Source organism: Mesorhizobium sanjuanii, assembly GCF_002529485.1.
GTDB classification, from domain to species: Bacteria; Pseudomonadota; Alphaproteobacteria; order Rhizobiales; family Rhizobiaceae; genus Mesorhizobium; species Mesorhizobium sanjuanii.
This window is the reverse complement of the sequence record NZ_NWQG01000019.1, coordinates 1-20,231: the sequence shown is the minus strand read 5'-3', so window position 1 is coordinate 20,231 and position 20,231 is coordinate 1. Positions and strand designations below refer to the sequence as shown.

Sequence of the window (20,231 nt, the reverse complement as noted above, 5' to 3'; positions counted from 1 at the left end):
CGCTGCCGACGGTCATCCCGATCTTTTCCTGGAGCAAAGGCATGTGGGCGGCGCTGCGCACACTGCTGGGCTCGACCAGCGCGCCGCGCAGCCGCGGCGCCATCCTCATCAAGATCGGTCTGGCGATCTACGATTTTTACGGATCGCGGCACAGGGTGATGCCGCGCCACCGGCTGGTTGGACGGCGACGGGCGCTGCGCGACATGCCGGCGCTGACCAGGTCGATCGTCGCCACCGGCACCTATTACGACGCCAAGATCAGTCATCCCGAAAGGCTGGTGCTCGAGCTGATCACCGACGGATTGGCGGCAAATATGCTCGCCGCGGCCGCCAACTACACGGCGCTGGTTTCGTCGTCCAATGGCGTGCTGACTTTTCAGTCAAAAGGCGGAGGCCAGTCAAAAGACGGGGGCCAGTCCGAGGATGGCGGCGTGTTTTCGGTGCGGCCGAAACTGGTCGTCAATGCCGCCGGTCCGTGGATCGACGACGTCAACGCCTTGCTCGGCGCGCCGTCGAAAATGATCGGCGGCACCAAGGGCTCGCACATCTTGCTAAAGCACGACGAACTGGTGCGAAGCCTGGCGGGCCGCATGCTCTATTTCGAAGCCGATGACGGCCGCATCTGCCTTGTCTACGATTATCTCGGTCTCGCGCTCGTCGGCTCGACCGACATCCAGGCCGACAATCCCGACACGGTGCGCTGCGAGCCGCAGGAGATCGATTATCTGCTCGAAAGCGTTCGAGCGCTGCTGCCTGGCATGAGCTTCGGACGCGACCAGATCGTCTATGCCTATAGCGGCATCAGGCCCTTGCCGGCCTCCGATGCCTCTGTTCCCGGCTTGATCAGCAGGGACCATTCGGCGCCGGTCGTCGAGCCGGAGCCTTCGCGTCCGTTTCCGATCATCTCCCTGGTCGGCGGCAAATGGACGACGTTTCGCGGCTTTGCCGAAGAGGTTGCCGACACGGTGCTCGATCGGCTGGGACGCGGCCGCAAGGTGACCACACGATCGATGGCGATCGGCGGCGGCAAGGATTTTCCAACCGAGGCGGCCGCCCGGACCGCCTGGCTGGCCGAGGCCAGGTCGGCTACAGGCGCCGACCAGCGTCGTCTCGACCAGCTTCTGTCGCGCTATGGAACCAAGGCGTTGCGGATCGCCCGCCACCAAAGCCCGTGGAGCAATGAAGATCGCCTGCCGGGGGCGAGCGACTACGGCACGTCCGAAATCGACTACATCGTCCGCAACGAATTCGTCGAGCATCTCACCGATATCGTCATGCGGCGCACGACACTCGCCATTGGCGGTTCCCTGACCATGGGCGATTTGAAGCAGATCGCCGCCATTGCGGGCCGGGCTCGGAATTGGGGTTCGCAGCGGATTTCGGATGAGCTCGACGCCGCTGTCGCGCAACTCGGCGACAAAAATCTCGTGCGATTGTGATCTGCTCGCTGACCGTGGCCGACGGGTCGCCGCAACATCCTGTCTTCGAAAAAATCACATAAAAACAGTATGTTAATGTTCTCTGGTGGGTTTTGCTTCTCCGGGTGCGTTGGGGGGGCGAGCAAAATATCACACATCTTGACGTGAACTTAACACTATTGTATGGTCGATTTTGTGCTTGGGCTTGGACCTGTAGGGACGGTTTCGGCTCGTGAGGAATTTCTTGCCTAGGCGGTTGGCTGACGAACCGGCGTATGCAGTCGCAAGACCATGCAGCCTCCGAACACTGGCTGCTGGTTCCCGGTCACGATCAATTGCTGCGCGGCAAGGGGTCTCGATGGCGCCGTTTGTATGCTGAAACTCTCGAAGGTCGATTGACAACGACACGAACGCGTGAAAAATTTTTCAACTGAAGATAATAATATCATCTCGGGAGGAGATGGAATGAAATCCAGCAACGCCGCCAGTCGTGGTCGTGAGCTGCTCGTGGTCGTCGCGCCATGAGCTCGCAGTCCACGATCAATCGGCGCGTGACGCCGGGCGCGCGATGGCCTGGGGTTCGCTGGATTGTCGCCGCGGCCGCAATCCTCACCTTGCTGACCGCCATGGCTCTCGACACCAAGGTCGTCGTAATCGGTTCGGCGGAAGACGCGCGCAAGGCTGCGTTTTCGCCGGAGGCATTTGGCAAGTCCGAGTTTCCGAATATCCAGTCCGCCGTCGACCAGCGCGCGGTGGCCGCCGGTGTTCTGGCGTCGGCCATCGCCAAGGACAAGGCCGCGGCGGAGAAGCAATATGGCGTGCCGGCCAATGTCGGGACGGAGTTCTCCGTCAAGTTCACCGGCGTCGTCGGCGAAGGGAAGTCCGGCATCTATGCCGTCAAGGTCGACGATGTTCCGAGCACCCTGGTCATTCGGGTGCAGACCGGACCGGCGATCAACGGAACCGACCTGCGCGATGCCACCGGTACGATCACATTTGGCCAATTCACCAACCAGATCGAGTATCAGAACGCCGGATCGGCCCTGAACAACGAGATGAAGAAGCAGGTCCTGTCGACCATCGACAACACCAAGCTCACCGGCAAGACGGTCTCGGTCGTCGGCGTCTTCAAGTTGGTCAACCCCAAAGGCTGGCTCGTCACGCCCGTGAAGCTGAGCGTTCAATGAATGCGGCAGCTCAATTCGAGCCGGCTCCAGCGGACACCGTGCTCGCGGCGCGCAACATCGTAAAATCCTATGGCGGCACGCACGCTCTCAAGGGCGTCAATTTCGACATCCGCCGTGGTGAGGTCACCACGCTGTTCGGAGAGAATGGCGCCGGCAAGTCGACGCTGATGAAGATACTCTCCGGTGTCGAGACGCCGACATCGGGAAGCATCGAACTCGATGGCCGTCCCGTCGCTTTCTCGTCGACTGTCGATGCGCGGGACCGCGGCATCTCGATAATCCATCAGGAATTGAGCCTCGCGCCCAATCTGAGCGTGCGCGACAACATCTTTATGGGTCGCGAGTTGCGCGGGCGGACCGGCCTCGACTTCGCCGAGGAGGCTCGTCAGACGCGACTGCTGATGGCCGATCTCGAGGAAGACATCGATCCGCTGACCCTGGTGCAGGATCTGCGCCTTGGGCAGCAGCAGATTGTCGAGATCGCGCGCGCGCTGTCGGTGGATTCGCGTATACTGATCATGGATGAGCCGACGTCCGCGCTGAGTGCGACCGAGGTCGAGGTGCTGTTCCGCGTGATCCGGGACCTGACCGCCCGCGGCGTCTCGATCGTCTACATCTCCCATCATCTCGAGGAGGCGCTGCAGATCACCGACCACGCGGTGGTGCTGCGGGACGGAACGATCACGGCCACGTCCAAAGCGAAGGATATCGATCTCGAATGGATCGTCCGCAACATGGTGGGCGAGAACTTCGACCTGGGATCGCCGCCCGCCGGCTACGCCTTTGGCGAGGTCGCCTTGTCGATCGAGGATGTGAGCATCGCCGATAGCTCGGGTTCGGACCGTCTGGTCGTCGACCGGCTGTCGCTCGATGTCCGTGCCGGCGAGATCGTCTGCATCTACGGGCTGATGGGCGCCGGGCGCACGGAATTGCTGGAATGTGTCGCCGGACGCCTGCCGGTGACGGGCGGGCGGGTTCTGCTGGAGGGCGAGGACATCTCCCGCCTCGGCATTGCCGAACGCATATCAAGGGGGCTGGTGCTGGTGCCCGAGGACCGGCAACGCGACGGTCTGGTCCAGACGATGTCCGTGGGGGCCAATCTGTCGCTGGCCAGCATTGGCGCCTTCGTTACCGGGATGTTCCTGTCCCGGTCGCGGGAGCGCTCGCTGGTCGAGCGTTCCATACGCGACGTGCGGGTCAAGACCGCAGGCGGAGGCGCGCCCATCGGATCACTGTCCGGCGGCAATCAGCAGAAGGTCGTCATCGGCAAGATGCTGACGACCAACCCCAAGGTCATGCTCCTGGACGAGCCCAGCCGCGGCATCGACGTCGGCGCCAAGGCGGAAGTGTTCCGGCTGCTTGCCGAGCGGGCCGCCCAGGGGCTCGCGGTCGTGTTCTCGACTTCGGAAGTCGCCGAATGCCTTGGTATCGCGCACCGGATCATCGTCATGCGTCGGGGCAGGATTTCGGCCGAGTTCGGCGCCGATGTCACGAAAGAGCAGATCATGGCCGCCTCGGGCGAGGCCGTGGTTGCCTCGTCATGAAGAATACAGGAGCCCAGACCGTGACCGATGTCAGCCAGAACCGCAGCCGCTCCGGCCCAAAGACATCGAGCGGTGGCTTCAGCCTGGCCAAGCTGTTGCTGGAGGGCCGGGCGTTCCTCGCGCTGATCGTGATCATCGTCGTCTTCTCGATGCTGTCGCCCTATTACTTTTCGCTCGGCAATTTCCTCACCATGGCCTCGCATGTCGCCATCTTCGGCATCTTGGCGGTCGGCATGCTGCTGGTCATCCTCAATGGCGGCATCGACCTGTCGGTGGGGTCGACACTCGGCCTGTCGGGGGTCATCGCCGGATTCCTCATGCAGGGCGTGCAGTTGCAAACGCTTGGCGTCGTGCTGTTTCCTCCCGTCTGGGTGGTTGTGGTGCTGGTGTGTGTGCTGGGCGCGCTGGTCGGCCTGGTCAACGGCGTCCTCATCGCATGGCTGAAAGTGCCGGCCTTCGTGGCCACGCTGGGCATGCTCTATGTGGTGCGCGGCGCGGCGTTGCTGATGACCAACGGCCTGACCTACAACGACCTTGGCGGCAAGCCGGAGCTCGGCAATACCGGCTTCGACTGGCTGGGCTTCAACCGGCTGTTCGGGGTTCCGATCGGCGTGCTGGTCATGGCGGTCATCGCCATCATCGGCAGCATCATCCTCAATCGCACCGCCTTCGGCCGCTGGCTCTATGCCTCCGGCGGCAATGAGCGCGCCGCCGAGCTCTCCGGCGTGCCGGTGAAAAAAGTCCAGGTGGCTGTCTACATGCTCTCCGGCATCTGCGCCTCGGTGGCCGGCCTCATCCTGTCCTCGGAACTGACCTCGGCGGGGCCGACCGCCGGCAATTCCTACGAACTGACGGCAATCGCGGCCGTCGTCATCGGCGGCGCCGCGCTCACCGGCGGTCGTGGCAATATCCGTGGAACGCTGGTCGGGGCCTTCGTCATCGGCTTTCTCTCAGATGGCCTCGTGATCATCGGCGTGTCCGCCTATTGGCAAACAGTGTTCACCGGCGCGGTCATCGTGTTGGCGGTGCTGCTCAACGCCATCCAGTATCGCCGTCGCGTCAGGCTGCCTGGCCCGACCGACGGCCCTTCGACTTCTCCGCAACAAGGCAAGGCTCGAACGGCCGATCCCGCTCACGAGAAGATTGCCGGGTGACCGGCACCATCAACAACCAAGGAGGAAATTTCATGTACGGCAAGGCAAGAATTCTGATGCTCACCGCCTTTGCGCTGGCCGCTCCGGTCCTCGCAGGGTCGGTGACCGCGGCGTCGGCTGAAGGTCTGATCTCGATCATCGTCATCGATCCGGCGAACCCGTACTGGCTGACCGAAGGCAACGTCGCCAAGGCCGAGGCCGAGAAACTCGGCTACACCGCGACGGTCGGCGCCTCGAAAGCCGACACCAATACGGAGAGCAGACTGATCGACACCGCGATCACCAACAAATCCGTGGCCATCATCCTCGATCCCGCCGACGCCAGCGGATCCATCGGCGCCGTGAAGAAGGCGATTGCCGCGAACATCCCGGTCTTTCTCGTCAATGCCGAGATCAACCAGGAGGGCCTCGCCAAGGCGCAGCTCGTTTCCAACAACGCCCAGGGCGCAGCTCTGGGGGCGCAGCAATGGGTGACTGATATCGGCGAAAAGGGCAATTATGTCGAACTGCTGGGCGCTCCGTCCGACAACAACGCCGCCACGCGGTCAAACGGCTACGAGACCGTGATCAGCCAGTACCCGGACCTCAAGAAGGTCGGCTCCGAAGTCGCCAACTGGGACCGCACCCAGGGCCATGACAAGATGCAGAGCCTGCTGCAGGCCCATCCCGATATCATCGGCGTGACCAGCGGCAATGACGAGATGGCGCTCGGCGCGATCGCCGCATTGAAAGAGGCCGGAAAACTGTCGAGCATCAAGGTCGGCGGCTTTGACGGTTCGCCGGACGCCGTCGCCGCGATCAAGGCGGGCGACCTGCAATACACCGTGCTCCAGCCGGTGGCCGTCTACTCGGCGAAGGCCGTGCAGCAGGCCGACTCTTTCATCAAGACCGGAAAGACCGGAGCCGCGACCGAGAAGCAGTTGTTCGACTGCCTGCTCATCACCAAGGACAATGTCGACAAGTACACGGCGCCCTTCACGCTCTCCGAGTAAGAACGCGGGAGGAGTGTCCTTCGGGGACACTCCTCCCGGACGGCGGTCGTGATAGTCTCGTATGCCTTGGTGGCTCTATGGAGTGGACCGATGTGGCCTACCGTGCCGTCGTTGAAACATCACATGTGCTGACCCATATAAGCGTTGCGTCGGATGTCTCCTCCCATTGCATCCGACGCGTTCCCCTCTGGAGGTTTTAAACCTTCATGCTTGGCCGGACTTAACAGTCCGGCCTTTTTCTATTGAGGATCCGCGTGGCCGGCAGGTGTCGATTTCACCGCTGCTGGGTGACGCGGAAGAGAAAATCATAGAATCTAGAATCTTCCGCCCAGGCGATGTTGATGCGTATTCCGGCCGCTGCCGTCTGCTTTGCCGGTGCAAAGACGCTGCCTGGGGCGATGAAGATGCCTTCGCGCGCGCCCTGGCGGGCGAGTTCGATATCGTCGATATGCGACGGCAGTTCGAGATAGACATAGTAGCCCCCGGTCGGCTCGGCGAACAGCTTCAGTCCGCTTTTCAGCAGGCGGGGAACCACCATCTCAGTGGCCTGGCGCACACGCTGTCCAAGCCGCTTCAGATGCCTGCGGTAATGGCCTTCGTTGATCAGTCCGAGGATCAGCCGCTCGATATGCCCGGAACTGTTGACCGTGGTCAGCATCTTCAATTCAGCCAGCGAGGCGATGAGGTCGGGACGCGCGGCGATATAACCGCAGCGCAGGCTGGCCGATAGCGTCTTGGCAAAGGTGCGTACGCAGATGACGTTCTGCAACTGATCGAGTGGCGCCAGGCCGACGCCACGCACCGTCGGCAGATCGACGAACGGGTCGTCCTCGACCACCAGCATGTCGCAGCGCGCGGCGATCGTCAGGATCGAATGGGCGGTCGGCAGGTTGGTGGAACTGCCGGTTGGATTGTGCGCCAGCGATTGCGTGAAGAACAGTTTTGGACGCTCACGCTCGGCTTTGCCGGCGAGGTCCTCAAGGTCAGGGCCGGTCGGCGTCCGCTTCACGCCGACCATGCGGATCTGCGCCAGCTTCAGCTTGGCGAACAGCGGGTAGTAGCCGGGATCGTCGACCAGCACCGTGTCGCCGGCGACGAGAAAGCGGCGGATGATCAGGTCGAGCGCGTGGTTGGCGCCGAAGGTCAGCAGGATCTGTTCCGGGGACGCCTGCACCTCGCGTTCCATCAGGTCGAAAGCCAGCCGCTCGCGCAGCGCCGGCAGGCCCATTGCAGAACCATAGCCATCGCTGCTGGAGCGCTGGTGCCGGCCGAGCAGCCCGAGATGGCGGCGCACTTCCGATTCCTCCATCCATGAGGCGGGCGGGCGCCCGTCGCCGACACGGATCGAAAAGCTCTCCTCCAGTTGCGCGTTGAGCAGCGAGGCGATGTCGACCGCCTCCGCAACATGGCGCGGACGTTCGCTCGGCGTCTGCCGACGGCGTTCGGCGACCGTGAAACCGGCGCCGGGCCGGGAAATAGCGATGCCCGCGGAGACAAGCCGGTCATAGGCGTCGACGATGGTGTTCTTGGAAACGTCGAATTGCCCGGCGGCCTTGCGTATCGACGGAAGCTTGGCGCCGACGGTGAGGGAACCGGCCTCGATGCGCCTCCTGATCTCTGCCGCCACGGCCTCGGCGCGCGTCATTTCAGAACATCCTCCGATGGGGGCTGCGTGCCCGGAAATGAACTGGTACAGTTTGTTGCTGTTTCCTAAAACTGTACCTTGATAGATGGTATCAGTTAAATGATAGCTGCCTCTACGACAAGCATTTAGGGAGGCGAATCGTGATGGGGGCTGTCCAGGACAGTGGTGTCGAGCCGCGGCTGAATTCCCGCATCGAGAAATTCCGCGACCTGTCGCCGGCCGATCGCCTGACGGCAGTCGGCGATGCCGCGCGTCTTGCGCAGGCGGATCGCGATGCCTTGCGTGGCGGCGTCCTGCCCCTCGATCTCGCCAATGGCATGATCGAGAATGTGGTCGGCACCTTCGAGATACCGCTCGGCGTCGCCACCAATTTCACCATCAACGGTCGCGACTACCTCATCCCGATGGCGGTGGAAGAGCCGTCGGTGGTCGCCGCTGCTTCCTATATGGCGCGCATTGCGCGTGGCTGTGGCGGCTTCGAGACATCGAGCACCGCACCGATCATGCGGGCGCAGGTGCAGATCCTCCGCCTGTCCGATCCGCATGGCGCGCGCGCCAGGCTTTTGTCCGCCCGCGACCAGATCATCGCCGCCGCCAATGAAAAGGACCAGGTGCTGATCGGGCTCGGCGGCGGCTGCCGCGAGATCGAGGTGCAGGTGTTCGAAGACACCGCCGTCGGGCCGATGGTGGTGCTGCACCTTCTCGTCGACGTGCGCGACGCGATGGGCGCCAACACGGTCAACACCATGGCCGAGGCTGTCGCGCCGATGATCGAGCGCATTTCGGGCGGTACCGTCCGGCTGCGCATCCTCTCCAACCTGGCCGACCTCAGGCTGGCGCGGGCGCGGGTGCGGCTGACGCCAAAGGCGTTGGCGACGAAGGAGTTCACCGGCGAACGCATGGCCGCCGGCATCGTCGAGGCCTGCTCGCTGGCGATCGTCGATCCCTACCGGGCGGCCACGCACAACAAGGGCATCATGAACGGCATCGATCCGGTCGTGGTCGCGACCGGCAATGACTGGCGGGCGATCGAGGCCGGCGCCCATGCCTGGGCGACGCGCAGCGGCCGCTATACGTCGTTGAGCCGCTGGGAGATCGACGCCGCTGGCAATCTCATGGGCACGCTGGAAATGCCGATGGCGCTGGGCATGGTCGGCGGCGCCACCAAGACGCATCCGGCGGCACGCGCGGCGCTGAAACTGCTCGGCGTGACGACAGCGCAGGAGCTTGCCGAGGTCACCGTTGCGGTCGGGCTGGCGCAGAACATGGCAGCGCTCAGGGCACTGGCCACCGAGGGCATCCAGCGCGGACACATGGCGCTGCATGCCCGCAATATCGCCATCGTGGCGGGCGCGAGCGGCGCGGATATCGATACGGTGGCTAGGGAACTCGCGGCCGACCACGATGTGCGCGTCGATCGCGCCAGGGAAATCCTCCTCAGACTTGGCAAAGAGAAGGCCTGAGCGGTGAGCGAGGCGGCTGCACACGGAAATCAGGCACGGCTTTCCAGCCTGCTCAAGAGCCAGGAAGGCATCGTGCTGGTGCTGGCGGTGCTGGCCTTCGTGCTGTTCTCGTTGCTGCTGCCGTCCTTCTTTAGCCCGGGCAATATTCTCGCCCTGATCAGGAGCGTCTCGATCCTCGGCATCCTGGCGCTCGGCATGGCCCTGGTCGTCATCGCCAGGGGCATCGACGTTTCGATGATCGCGACGATGGTGGTGTCTGTGTCTTGGGCCTTCGTCATCGCCCGCTCGGGTTACTCGCTGGAATTCGCTCTGCTGGTCGGCGCGCTGTTTGCGGTGGTCGCCGGCGTGTTGATCGGGGTGCTGATCGCCTTCGGCGAGGTCGCGCCGATCTTCGCGACGCTGGCCGCGGGCTCGGTCATCTACGGCCTTGGCCGCACCTTCTTCTTCACCCTGGAGATGCAGAATGTGCCGCCGGACGCAGGATGGTTCTCGCTCATCGGCCAGGGCCGCATCCTCGGCGTTCCGGTAACGGTGGTGGTGTTTGGCGTGCTTTGCCTGGCGCTGCACCTTGTGCTCAGCCGTACGCGGTTCGGCTGGCAGACCTATGCGATGGGCAACAATCCGGGCGCGGCCAGAATCACCGGCATTTCCAACCGGCCGATGATCGTTGCGCAATATGCGATCAGTGCGCTGATCGCCTACGGCGCCGGGCTCGTGCTTGCCTCGTCGGCGTCGGCGATCAATGCCCGGCTTTTCAATTCGACGATGATCTACGACATCCTTCTGGTCGTCGTCCTGGGCGGCATCGGCCTGAACGGCGGTCACGGCAAGGTCCGCAACGTCATTCTGGGCACGATCTTCGTCGGCATCCTGCTCAACGGCATGACGATCATGAACATCCCTTACACGATCCAGAACCTCGTCAAGGGCGTGGTCCTGCTTCTGGCCATCGTCATCGATTCGCTCGTCAATCCGCGCGACGAGCAGACATCCCAACAGGGGGATCTCTGACACTTAATTTCAACGCCAAAATGCAATGGGAGGAAACCATGCGACTTCTGAAAACGACAAAATGGCTGGCCGCGGCCTGCATCGCGCTTGCCGGCATCGTCACCGCCAGCGCCCAGGACAAGGGCCTGGAAAATCCGCGCTCGACGACGTTCCGCAAGACGCTGGAAGGCAAGAAGGTCGTCTTCCTGCCGCTGTCGATGGGCTTCGACCTGACCGAAGGCTGGGCGGCGGTGATGCGCCAGCAGGCCAAGCGCCTCAAATATGATTTCGAGATCCGCGACCCCGCCTGGAGCACCGATGCGGGAACCCGCGCGCTGCAATCGCTGATCAGCGAAAAGCCGGACCTGATCGTCGCGCACAATCCCGACATCCAGTCCTACGCCCGCCTGCTCGCGCAGGCGCAGGCCGCCGGCATCAAGGTGGTGCAGATCAACCTGGAATCGAACACCCAGACCGATTCCTATGTCGGCGCCGACTGGACCGAGATCGGCGAACAGGCGGCGCAGGCCGTGGTCGACAAATGCAGCCCCGGCAAGGGCGCCTCGACCAAGGTTGCCATCGATACCGGTGTGCCAACGGCAGCGTCCGACGTGTTCCAACTCGACGGCATCTATCGTGTGCTAAACCAGCATCCCGATATCCAGGTGGTTTCGCAGCAAGCCACCGAATACAATCCGGAAAAGGCGCGCTCGATCATGGAAACGGTGCTGCAGCAGCACCCGGACCTGTGCGGCGCCATCGGCATCTGGGACAATCAGGATACCGGCACGGCGTCGGCGATCCAGCAGGCCGGCAAGGGCGACCAGGTCTTCCTCGTCACCAGCGGCGGTGGCAACAAGGTCGGCTGCGAGAATGTCGAGAAGGGCCTGTTCAACCTCTACATCAGCTACAACGTGCCGCTGCAAGGCGAAATCCTGAATGCGGAGATCGCAAGGCTGCTGCTTTCGGATGGCACGGCCGGCGAGAACAAGACGCTCTACTTCAACCCGCTGACACAGATCACCAAGGCCAACGTGAACCAGCGCAATTGCTGGACGCTGGACGATCTGAAGTAGGGAATTCCTGACTTATGGCCACCAGCGATGCGCTTTCACGGCTGCGGTACCGGCTTTTGCCCGACCGCCTGTTCGGCGAGTTGCTGACCAAGAGCTGGATCGACAATGTCATTCCGGCATTGGCGCTGGTGGTCACGATCCTCGTCATGACCTGGATCGTTCCCGGCTATCTCACGGTCGCCAATCTCACCGATCTTGCCCGCCAGGTGTCGGAATTCGGCCTGATCGCATTGGCGCTGACCATCGTCATCCTGTCGGGCGGCATCGACCTCTCGGTCGGTTCGGTGTTTGCGCTATGCGTGCTGGCCGCCCTGGTGTCGATGAATGTGCTCGGCCTGCCGGTCGGCGTGGCGCTGGCCGCGACGCTTGCCACTGGCCTCGCCTGCGGGCTGCTCAACGGGGTGCTGATCGGCTATCTCAGGCTGCGCGCCTTCATCACCACGCTGGTGACGCTGGTCATCTACCGGGCGCTCTACGACATCATCTTTCCCCGGCTTGCCAGCGCGATCGTCGGCTCGATGCCGGTCTCCCCGACATGGGACCTGATCGGCTTCGGCACCGTCTACGGCCTGCCCGTCTCTTTCGCCATTTTCGCCGTCATCGCCATCGGCGTGCATGTCGTCCTGTCGCGGCTGAGGCCGGGATGGCGGTTGCGCGCAGTCGGCGGCGCGCGCCGCTCCGCCTACAATGCCGGTATCAACGTAAAGCTGACCGTCTGCCTCGCCTATGTGGCGTCGGGCCTGCTGACGGCGATCGCCGCCTTTCTCTTTTCCGCCAGGCTCGGCAGCACCGGCGCCGACACCGGCATCGGGCTGGAGATTTCCGTGCTTACAGCCGTGGTGCTTGGCGGCGTTTCGCTGGGTGGCGGCCGGGGTTCGGTCGGCAATGCGGTGATCGGCTCCATCCTGGTGCTGATCCTGACCAGCGGCCTCATCCGCCTGTCGATGCCTGGTTCGGTCAACCAGCTGATCCTCGGCCTGGTGCTGATCGCCGCCGTGCTGTTCGATGCGAAATGGGTGAAGAACCGCGGCAAGTTGTTGAGCAAGGTCTATGTCTCGCCGACCTATCTGAAGCTGCCGAATTTGATGCCGCCAACTGGAACCGACGTGCTTGCCGTCAATGACAGGCTTGGCGCGGCGGAACTCATCGGGCTCGGCGCGGTCGAAGGTCCTGAAGACGTCGTGCTCGACCGTGACGACAATCTCTATACAGGCACGCGTCACGGCACGATCGTGCGGTTTCTTGCTCCCGATTATGCGCGGAACGAGGTCTTCGCCCGTATCGGCGGTCATCCGCTGGGTCTCGCCTTCGCGCCGAATGGCGATCTGCTCACCTGCGTCGGCGGCATGGGCGTCTATCGCGTCTCGCCGGACAGAAAGGTGACGAAGGTTACCGACGAAACCAACCGCAGCCTGCTGTCGGTGATCGACGATTCACGCCTGCGGCTTCCCGACGATCTCGACATCGCGCCGGATGGGCGCATCTTCTTCAGCGAGGCGACGATCCGCTACGAGATGTCGGAATGGGCGGTCGATGCGCTGGAGGGCAGGGGCAACGGCCGGCTGATCTGCCACGACCCGAGGACCGGCGCCACCCGCACCATCCTGCGTGGCCTGATCTTCCCCAATGGCGTTACCATCTGCCGCGACGGCCAGTCGCTGCTCTTTGCCGAGACATGGGCATGCCGCATCAGCCGCTACTGGTTCGACGGACCGGACAAGGGCAAGCATGAAGTCTTCCTCGACAATCTGCCAGGCTACCCCGACAATCTCAACCGCGGCTCGGACGGCACCTACTGGATCGCGCTGCTCGGCATGCGCACCAAAACCTTCGATCTCGCCATGCGCAAGCCGGGTTTTCGCCGGCGCATGGCCAAGCGGATCGCCGCCGATGAGTGGCTGTTTCCCAACATCAATCGCGGCTGCGTGCTGCGCGTTTCGGCAACCGGCGAGATCATCGATGCACTGTGGGACGAGGCCGGCGAGAACCATCCGTCGATCACTTCGACCTGCGAGCACAAGGGCTGGCTCTATCTCGGCGGCGTCTCCAACAACCGCATCGGTCGCGTCCGCATCGAAGGCGCCGATCCGCAATGGACGGCGCATGACGACTATTGGGGGAAGCGCTGATGGCGGGCCTGGGCGCATTCGTCCGCCGGCTGTTTTCGACGGATGATGCCGGCATCAGCGTGCCGGCCATGGACGGTGTCTTCAAGCCGGACAATCGGCTGGAAGAGGCGGAGCGGCTGGTGTCGCTTCCGGCGATCGACAATCTAGTCTCGTCGCCAGCCGGACTGTTCTGCGGCAGCGGCAACACGCTTTTCCGACTCGACCTTGGGGGAGCGATTGCCTTGCCTGTCGCGATAGCGGAGTTCGCGGCGCCGATCAGCTTTGTCGCGTCGGCGCTCGATGGCCGCCTTGCGGTGGGGATCGAGGGTGAGGGGCTGCAGACCGGGCAGCAAGGCGCCTGGAAGCGCGTCGACCTCCCAGGCGACGTCGCATCCTGCCTCACCGCCGGCGTCTTTGCAGCGGATGGCTCGCTTTACGTGTGTGTCGGCTCGCGCAGGCACCCGGCGCGCGATTGGAAGCGCGACCTGATGGAAGGCGGCAGCAGCGGCATGGTCCTCGCCATCGATTCGGCCGAGGGCTCCCATCGCGAACTTGCAGCCGGATTGGCATTTCCCAACGGCGCGGTCATGCTCGGCAATGGCCATCTGGCGGTCAGCGAAAGCTGGCGCCACCGCATCGTCGCCATCGATCCGAAATCTCCGCTTCCGGTAGCGATGCTGGAGGACCTGCCGGCCTATCCGTCACGCCTGTCGCCCGCTTCCAGGGGCGGTTTCTGGATGGCGCTGTTTGCGCCGCGCCGCCAGCTTTTCGAACTGGTGCTGCGCGAGGACGACTATCGCCGCGAGATGATGGCGACGATCGATCCCGGCGAATGGATCGGACCGGAGCTCGCCGGGTCGGCGCGGCCGGACCAGCCGCTGAGCCAGGGCTCGGTCCGGCAGATGGGCGTGCTGAAACCGTGGGCGCCGTCGCGCTCCTACGGCCTCGTCGCGCGCTGCGACGGCAGCGGCCTGCCCAGGGAAAGCTGGCACAGCCGCGCCGACGGCAGCATGCATGGCATCACTTCCGTCTGCGAGCACGGCGGCAGCGTCTACGCCGCCTCGCGCGGCTCCGGCACGCTGCTGCGCCTGCCCGACGCGACATCCGGCGAGGCCCGGCATGACTGACCCCCACGCGACCGACATCGTCCAGTTTCGCAAGGCCACCAAGGCCTTCGCCGGCAACGCAGCGGTGCGCGACGTCGATTTCACGCTACGGCAAGGCGAGGTCCATGCGCTGCTCGGCGAGAACGGCGCAGGGAAGTCGACGCTGACCAAGGTGCTGGCGGGCCTCTATCCGCTGACCTCCGGCGAGATGCTGATCGACGGCAAGCCGGTCAATTTTTCGTCGCCGGGCGACGCCATGAAACACGGCATCGCCATGGTGTTCCAGGAGACCAATCTCATCCCGTCGATGAACGTCGCCCAGAACATCTTCCTGGGCGAAGAAAGCTTTTTCAACCGGTTGCGCGGCGTCAACATCAAGGCGCAGCAGCACTTGCAGCGACTGAACTTCCATGTCGAGCCGACCGCGCTGGTGTCGACGCTCGGCGCCGCCAAGAAGCAGATGGTCGAGATCGCCCGCGCCGTCCACCACAATGCCCGCATCTTCATCTTCGACGAGCCGACGGCGACGCTGACGCCGGAGGAAAAGCAGCACTTCTTCGCCCTGGTCGAACGGCTGAAGGGCGAGGGCGCCTCCATCGTCTTCATTTCGCATGCGCTGGAAGAGGCGTTGTCGATCGCCGACCGCATCAGCGTGCTGCGCGACGGCGCGCTGATCGTCACCGACGAAGCCCGCAATCTCACCCGCGAGAAGATCGTCCAGGCGATGGTCGGCCGACAACTGACGGATGCGCTCTATGGCGACGCCGCCAAACGCGTCGCGCGCGCACCGGGCGAAAAGGTGCTGGCGCTCGAAAACGTCTCGATGGGCAAAGCGGTGCGCAGCGCCACGCTGTCGGTGTTTGCCGGCCAGGTGACAGGTCTGTTCGGCCTGGTCGGCGCCGGCCGCACCGAGATGATGAAGATCGCGGCGGGCGTTTTGAAACGCGACTTCTTCCATGGCGGCCGCATCACGCTGCGCGGCGAGGTGGTGCGCTTCCGCGTGCCGCGGCAGGCGGTGCGGCGCGGCGTCGCCTACATCACCGAGGACCGCAAGCTCGACGGGCTGTTCGACACGATGGGCATCGCCCAGAACGTATTCCTCGGCAAACTGGCCAAGGGCTCCAACCCGGTCTCGGTGATCGGCCTCAATGAGGCGCGCCGGCAATCGGCCGCATGGATCGAGACCATGAACGTCCGCTCTATCGGCGCCAATGCGCGCGTGGTCGAGCTTTCCGGCGGCAACCAGCAGAAAGTGGTCATCGCCAAATCGCTGATCCAGGCGCCGTCGCTGATCATCTTCGACGAGCCGACGCGCGGCGTCGACGTCGGCGCCATCGCCGAGATCCACCAGATCATCGAGCGGCTTGCCGATGCGGGCGCGGCCGTCGTCGTCATCTCGTCCTATCTGCCCGAAATCCTCAACCTCTCGGACCGCATCCTGGTGGCGCGCCAGGGCCGCATCGTCGAGGAGATGACCATCGACGAGGCCTCCGAAGAAAAGATCATGTATGCGGCCGTCCATTGAAACGCCCGGTGGGGACCGGCAGGTCACGATCGTCGAGGTCGGTCCGCGCGATGGGCTGCAGAACGAAAAGCGGCTGGTCTCGACCGGTGAAAAGCTGCGCCTGATCGGCATGCTGGCCGATTGCGGCTTTGCCCGCATCGAAGCGACGGCGTTCGTCTCGCCGAAATGGGTGCCGCAGATGGCCGACCACGAGGCGGTCATGCGGGGTGCTGCGCGGCGTCCGGGTCTTGTGCTGTCCGCCTTGGTGCCCAACGAGCAAGGTGCCCGCGCCGCGATTGCGGCCGGCGCGCAAGAACTCGCTGTGTTCACCAGCGCTTCGGAGACGTTTTCGAAACGAAACACCAATTGCACGATCGAGGAAGGGCTCGCCCGTTTCGTGCCGGTGATGGCGCTGGCCGCGGAACACGCCTTGCCGGTGCGGGGCTATGTTTCCTGCGCAGTCGACTGTCCCTATGAAGGCCCGATCGAACCCGGCGCGGCCGCAAAGGTTGCCGCCCGGCTGCGCGATCTCGGCTGCGCCGAAATCGCCGTCGCCGACACGATCGGCAGGGCGACGCCGGAGCGTGTGCATGCCATGGTACTGGCGGCCCTCGATGAGGTCGAGGCTGCGCGGCTGGCCGGCCACTTCCACGACACCAGCGGCCTGGCGCTCGCCAATGTCGACGCCGCGTGGAAACTCGGGCTCAGGGTCTTCGATGCCGCTGCCGGTGGCCTGGGTGGCTGCCCCTATGCGCCCGGCGCGGCCGGCAATCTTCGCAGCGGCGCGCTGGTGGAGCACTTTGCGTCGAGAGGGATTGCGACCGGGGTCAATCGCGCGCTGCTGGCCGAGATGGAAAATATGCTCGCCGAAGGCGCTTTTTTCAGCGAGCCGTGAGCGTTCAAAGAACTGACGTCTTGGTCAAGCCTATCTAACGTCTAAGCGCCGACGAGCGGCAACCGATCGCGCGCCCTGGGGAGAGTACCGTCTTCGATAAACGAGGACACTCAGCCAGCGGCGCATGAGACATGGACGCATGCCAATTTGGCCAGCGTGATCGCCTTCACGGAAGCAATCTTCCAAATCGCTAAAATGGATGACGCTGCACAACTCCCAATGGGCTGGCAGCAGGAGGACAGATCAGATGACCACGCACCGCATAGCTTGGGGATTGCTGGCAGCGCGCCGCATTGCGGCGGCGCGCGGGCTCGGTTCGTTCGACGGCGAAGCCTTCGCCCGCTCGCTCGCGCCCCGCATTCTTGAGATCGCGCATGCAATCATCCAGATTGAACCGCGCCGTGGACCGCGCGAGATCGCGCTGCATCAGTTGCGTGAGGTGATAGGCCGCCACGCTGCCGATATCCCCGATCTGGTGGTTTCGGAAAACATATCCCAGGCGGCCGTATGGCTGCTCCGCTGGGCGCAGGAAGGTCCAAGCCTGGCCGCCGATAATCCCAAGCCGGAGCGCACCTTGCTGCGCAACATGCGGATGACCGTCTTTCTTGCCGATGGCTGCGCGAAAGAGTGGGACAGGGTTGTTGAGATAGACCGCCATCCCACTCGGCATGACGGCCGCAGATGACTTGAGCGGGGAGGGCCCCAAGCCCCCGCCTCAAAAAAGATTTTCACCCATCCCCGATGCTGTGCGGTCCCTCGCCGATCGAGATTAACCTTTCCCGATTCACTCTCTGGCTGGAAAGGATGCCTGGCGGGAGCTTTTCTCAAGAGTAACCCGCAACGGCTGGCATCTTGCTATGGTGCGGCGATGAGAATCTTCGAGTTACTTTGGCCGACTGGACAGCTGGATCTATTCGAATAATTGTCATCTCCACAATGATTCGCCGCTGCTATCCATTTCACGTCCAATGACCCGCCTGTTCAGACCGGCAAAATCGGGCGAAATGTGTGCCAGATCGACCGTTGCAAAGGCTATTTGTCCCTTCGCTGCCGTTTTCCTGCTCCAGCCTGTGAGTTCAGGAGCACAAGAGCACGCGCCGCAGCCATTCCAGATTCATTCTTCGGATGTGAACCCGAAATCCTCGGCCAGTGATGCCAACGCGCCTTTCGCAATTACCGCCGATGACGTGGCCCCTGAATCAACCTCGAGCGGTAATGTCACGACTTATCAGGGAACCGAATCGGCCGGCGACGCGGCGATCACCAACAACGAGAACGACAGGGTGGAATTCCTCGACCAGAGCACTGCGGCTCAGGCGACCATCGTAAACAATTCAGGCGGCAGCGCGCATTTTTCCGACCAGTCGACGGCGGGGAGTGCGTTCATGACCAACAATGCCGACAGCCTGATCGAATTCACCGACCAATCCACGGCAGCGGGATCGAACATCACGAACAATGAAGGCGGCAAGATTTCCTTCGACGATGATGCCGGTGGCGGCAACGCCGCGATCGCCAACAATGGCGCGATCGCCTTCCAGGGCAACGCCAGTGCCGAACAGGCAAACATCGTCAGCAATGCCGGTGCGACCGTTTCGTTTTCGGGAAATGCCACTGCCGGCACCGCCCAGATCACCAACAATGGCGGCTTGAACTTTGAAGGGAGTTCGAGCGCGGGCCAGAGCCTGATCACCAACAATGAGGGTGCCGCGACGGGTTTTTCCGGCAACAGTTCAGCCGCCACCGCGGCAATCACCAACAATGGCGACGTCGCCTTCACGGACGATGCCACCGCCGGTTCGGCGAGCATCATCAACAATCAGTCCGGTGGGGTTGCCTTCTCCGGCAATGCCTCTGCCGGGGCGGCTTTCATGGCCAATAGCGGACAGCTCGATTTTGCCGGCTCCAGTTCGGCCGGCACCGCGGAGGTCGTCAACAATGCAAGCGGTGTCGTGACGCTTTCGGGCTCGGCCACGCTTGCCAATGCCTCCGTCAACAATGGCGGGTTGGTGGATTTCTCCGGCAATGCATCAGCGGGCGCTGCCACCATCGTGACGGGGCCAGCCGGCCGGACAGTTTTTCGCGAGCTGAGCTCGGGCGGCACCGCCGCGCTGGAGACGAACCTGGGCGGAACGGTCGATTTTTCCGGGGTCTCCGATGGGCAGATCGAAGTCGGCTCGATTCAGGGACCCGGGACATATTATCTCGGTGGCGTCGCCCTCGTCGTCGGAGGAAACAATTTGTCGACGACCGTCGATGGCGCCATCGTCGACGGCGGATTGTCGGGCGGCACCGGCGGTTCGCTGGTCAAGACGGGCGGCGGTACGCTCACGCTTTCGGGGCCTAATACCTATACCGGGGCAACGGATGTCAGCGGCGGCGTCCTGCAGGCAGGTGCGGCGGGTGCTCTTTCGGCAAGGTCGGATTTCATCGTCGGCGCCGGAGCGCTGCTTGACCTCGCCGGTTTCGACCAGACGATCGGCTCGCTCTCGGGCACAGGATCGGTCGATCTCGCCACCGCCCGGCTGACGACAGGCGGGAACGATGCCGACACTGTCTTCGGGGGTACGGCCAGTGGGACCGGCGGCCTAACCAAGACCGGCGCCGGCACCATGGAACTCGCCGGCGTCAACGCCTATTCCGGGATGACAGAGGTAGAGCAAGGCGAGCTGCGCGTTTCAGGCTCTATCGCCGCTTCGTCCGTCCGAGTCGATGCCGGCGCCATCCTGAGCGGCAACGGCACGGTGGGCGCGACGACGGTGGCGGGAACGCTGGCGCGGGAAAACGACGGTGGCACGCTGTCGGTCGCTGGCGATCTCGTTCTCGGCCACGGTTCCACTTACAGCCTGTCGCTGGATCCGAATGCCGGGGCAAGTCTGTTGACTGTGAACGGCACTGCGACGGTTGAGGGAAGCTCCCTCGTCGTTTCCGTGATCGGTGACTTCACCATCGAGGGGACCAGCTTCAGGATCCTCTCGGCATCGCAGGTGATCGGCAATTTTTCCGACGTTCAAAGCGATATGCCGTTCATCGACCTTGCGCTGCACTATGGAGGCGGGACCGTCGACCTCGACGTGTCACGCAACAATACAGATTTCACATCGGTCGCCGAAACCGCCAACCAGCGAGCCGTGGCGGGGGCGCTCGCC

General features: G+C 63.5%; 15 protein-coding genes. 14 read left to right on the top strand and 1 reads right to left on the bottom strand.

Annotated features, from left to right (window positions below):
* The 5 genes from CN311_RS04145 to CN311_RS04125 all read left to right on the top strand — a co-directional run.
* Positions 1-1,439 (top strand): glycerol-3-phosphate dehydrogenase/oxidase (locus CN311_RS04145; RefSeq protein WP_097572126.1); only part of this gene is annotated, 1,439 nt, incomplete at its 5' end.
* Between the two features lie 500 nt (positions 1,440-1,939).
* Positions 1,940-2,605: a DUF2291 family protein gene (locus CN311_RS04140; RefSeq protein ID WP_097572125.1), complete on the top strand. Its 666-nt coding sequence runs from the start codon at positions 1,940-1,942 to the stop codon at positions 2,603-2,605.
* Positions 2,602-4,149, top strand: coding sequence for a sugar ABC transporter ATP-binding protein (locus CN311_RS04135; RefSeq protein WP_097572124.1), 1,548 nt, complete (start codon positions 2,602-2,604; stop codon positions 4,147-4,149). The genes CN311_RS04140 and CN311_RS04135 overlap by 4 nt, the downstream gene beginning before the upstream one ends.
* Entirely contained in the window at positions 4,146-5,303 is a 1,158-nt protein-coding gene (locus CN311_RS04130) for an ABC transporter permease (protein ID WP_165779579.1), read from the top strand. The genes CN311_RS04135 and CN311_RS04130 overlap by 4 nt, the downstream gene beginning before the upstream one ends.
* A gap of 32 nt (positions 5,304-5,335) precedes the next feature.
* A complete protein-coding gene (locus tag CN311_RS04125) occupies positions 5,336-6,295 on the top strand; it encodes a D-ribose ABC transporter substrate-binding protein (protein WP_097572123.1) in 960 nt (319 codons plus the stop codon).
* Between the two features lie 274 nt (positions 6,296-6,569).
* Here CN311_RS04125 and CN311_RS04120 read toward each other — a convergent pair whose 3' ends face one another.
* Entirely contained in the window at positions 6,570-7,940 is a 1,371-nt protein-coding gene (locus CN311_RS04120; protein ID WP_097572122.1) for an aminotransferase-like domain-containing protein, read from the bottom strand.
* A gap of 143 nt (positions 7,941-8,083) precedes the next feature.
* On the opposite strand from CN311_RS04120, the gene CN311_RS04115 reads away from it, so the two are divergent.
* The 9 genes from CN311_RS04115 to CN311_RS04075 all read left to right on the top strand — a co-directional run.
* Entirely contained in the window at positions 8,084-9,403 is a 1,320-nt protein-coding gene (locus tag CN311_RS04115; protein WP_097572121.1) for a hydroxymethylglutaryl-CoA reductase, degradative, read from the top strand.
* Positions 9,404-9,406: 3 nt separating this feature from the next.
* Positions 9,407-10,414: an ABC transporter permease gene (locus CN311_RS04110; RefSeq protein ID WP_097572120.1), complete on the top strand. Its 1,008-nt coding sequence runs from the start codon at positions 9,407-9,409 to the stop codon at positions 10,412-10,414.
* 38 nt (positions 10,415-10,452) lie between these two features.
* Entirely contained in the window at positions 10,453-11,469 is a 1,017-nt protein-coding gene (locus CN311_RS04105) for a sugar ABC transporter substrate-binding protein (protein WP_165779578.1), read from the top strand.
* A 14-nt stretch (positions 11,470-11,483) separates the two neighbouring features.
* Positions 11,484-13,598, top strand: coding sequence for an ABC transporter permease (locus CN311_RS04100; RefSeq protein ID WP_097572118.1), 2,115 nt, complete (start codon positions 11,484-11,486; stop codon positions 13,596-13,598).
* Positions 13,598-14,704, top strand: a complete 1,107-nt coding sequence (locus CN311_RS04095; RefSeq protein ID WP_097572117.1) for a strictosidine synthase — start codon at positions 13,598-13,600, stop codon at positions 14,702-14,704. The genes CN311_RS04100 and CN311_RS04095 overlap by 1 nt, the downstream gene beginning before the upstream one ends.
* Positions 14,697-16,208 (top strand): sugar ABC transporter ATP-binding protein, encoded by a 1,512-nt coding sequence (locus CN311_RS04090; protein WP_097572116.1) that lies wholly within the window; start codon positions 14,697-14,699, stop codon positions 16,206-16,208. Before CN311_RS04095 ends, CN311_RS04090 begins: the two co-directional genes overlap by 8 nt.
* Positions 16,192-17,082 carry a hydroxymethylglutaryl-CoA lyase gene (locus tag CN311_RS04085; RefSeq protein WP_097572115.1) on the top strand — a complete coding sequence of 297 codons (891 nt, stop codon included), beginning with the start codon at positions 16,192-16,194 and terminating at the stop codon, positions 17,080-17,082. Before CN311_RS04090 ends, CN311_RS04085 begins: the two co-directional genes overlap by 17 nt.
* 199 nt (positions 17,083-17,281) lie before the next feature.
* A complete protein-coding gene (locus CN311_RS04080; RefSeq protein ID WP_133117128.1) occupies positions 17,282-17,767 on the top strand; it encodes a hypothetical protein in 486 nt (161 codons plus the stop codon).
* A gap of 502 nt (positions 17,768-18,269) precedes the next feature.
* Positions 18,270-20,231: beta strand repeat-containing protein (locus tag CN311_RS04075; protein WP_208866427.1), on the top strand; the 1,962-nt coding region annotated here is incomplete at its 3' end.